The organism is Acinetobacter sp. YH12152 (genome assembly GCF_013418285.1).
Taxonomy (GTDB): domain Bacteria; phylum Pseudomonadota; class Gammaproteobacteria; order Pseudomonadales; family Moraxellaceae; genus Acinetobacter; species Acinetobacter amyesii.
The window spans coordinates 1-1,307 of record NZ_VPCH01000117.1 but is presented as its reverse complement, the minus strand read 5'-3'; the positions used below and the strand labels follow the sequence as shown (position 1 = coordinate 1,307).

The following is a 1,307-nucleotide window of genomic DNA, read 5'->3' as shown; positions in this document are numbered from 1 at the left end:
CATGAAATACGGTATTCTGATGTGACAAAACCTGAATCCTGGTCGTTAAAGTGTTTGTTTGCACTCATATTTTAACTGTTAGGACTCAGGTTTTTTTATTTAAAGCAAACTATGGGACAGCAGTGGCATAGTTCCTCCCTTTTTAAAGGGAGGCTATGAGGGATTACATACGAAAATTATAGAGAAAATAGCTTTAATAGCCCATTAATTCAAAATGTCTAAAAAATATTCTGTTTCTTGCTTCAGGTATAAAATTGAATATTGTTTCTAAATTATAAATTTTGATAATTTTTTCGGCTAAATCAATTTGATGAAGGAAAAATAGGCTTTTTACTAACTCTTCTAAGAATATAACTTTTGACAAAATATTACTTAGAGAGTCTCTAATATTCTTATATTTAGCTTGTTTTTGAAAAAGTTCATATGAAGAAATATAGTTCTCACTGTACTTATGTTTATCAAATAAATTAAATCATCTAGATTATCTTCTAAATCTTTGAATCTAATATTGAGAATATAACAGTTGATAACCCCTTGTTCGACTAAATGTGTCTGATCATCATTGCTTCTAGGGTATCTAAAAGTTTGTCCTGTAGGATCAATACTTGCTATATCACATATTGTTTCATTAATTCGATCAATTAACTCTCTAAAACGGGTATCAAGCAAATTTGCATTTATTTTGAAATATGACCAAATATTCCCAATATCATGTGAAGTAATCAAATTAAAACAGGGTAAATCAATCTTTTTGATGTGAGCTAATAATCTAATTTCTTCAATAGCACCTTTAAGTCTAAGCTCAATAGAATGGCGCATATTAAAACAGATTGGATAAATCAAATGATCGATTTGGTCACCTTTGGAATTTAAAATGTAATTTAAAAGAAGATTAGCCGCTTTAGAATAGCCTTTTGAATATTCTATATAATTAGGTTGTCCATTATCCCCAACACATGCATGAGCCCATGTTGGCCCACTTCCAGTGAATGTTTTGTTGTCCATAAGTGTTTATTACAAAGTTTTTAGAATTTTAATGCAATATTATTGCATAAATCCCTCCTAACCTCCCTTTAAAAAAGGGAGGAGTTGTTACGTAATTTATTTATGTAATCAAATGACAAAGTCCCCCTTTGAAAAAGGGGGATTTAGGGGGATTAAAAAATAAAAGCCCTCACAGTGAGTAATGCCAGTCAGTTAAGCAAATTTTAGTAAAATGTAGTAAAAATGAGTGTATGTGAATACGCTCATTTTTTTATGTCTTTATCTGAACATTTAGAATCCACTCTTGAACATTCTCTCCCATC

1 protein-coding gene is annotated in these 1,307 nt (G+C 30.3%); it reads right to left on the bottom strand.

Annotated elements, in window-relative coordinates; all coding sequences use genetic code 11:
• Nucleotides 1-372: 372 nt before the first annotated feature.
• Nucleotides 373-1,005, bottom strand: coding sequence for a hypothetical protein (locus tag FTU83_RS17215; RefSeq protein ID WP_257222676.1), 633 nt, complete (start codon nucleotides 1,003-1,005; stop codon nucleotides 373-375).
• Nucleotides 1,006-1,307 lie beyond the last annotated feature (302 nt).

Bases quoted from the DNA above. Each gene is read 5' to 3' on its own strand.
- FTU83_RS17215 (WP_257222676.1), bottom strand. From the start codon at position 1,005: ATGGACAACAAAACATTCACTGGAAGTGGGCCAACATGGGCTCATGCA.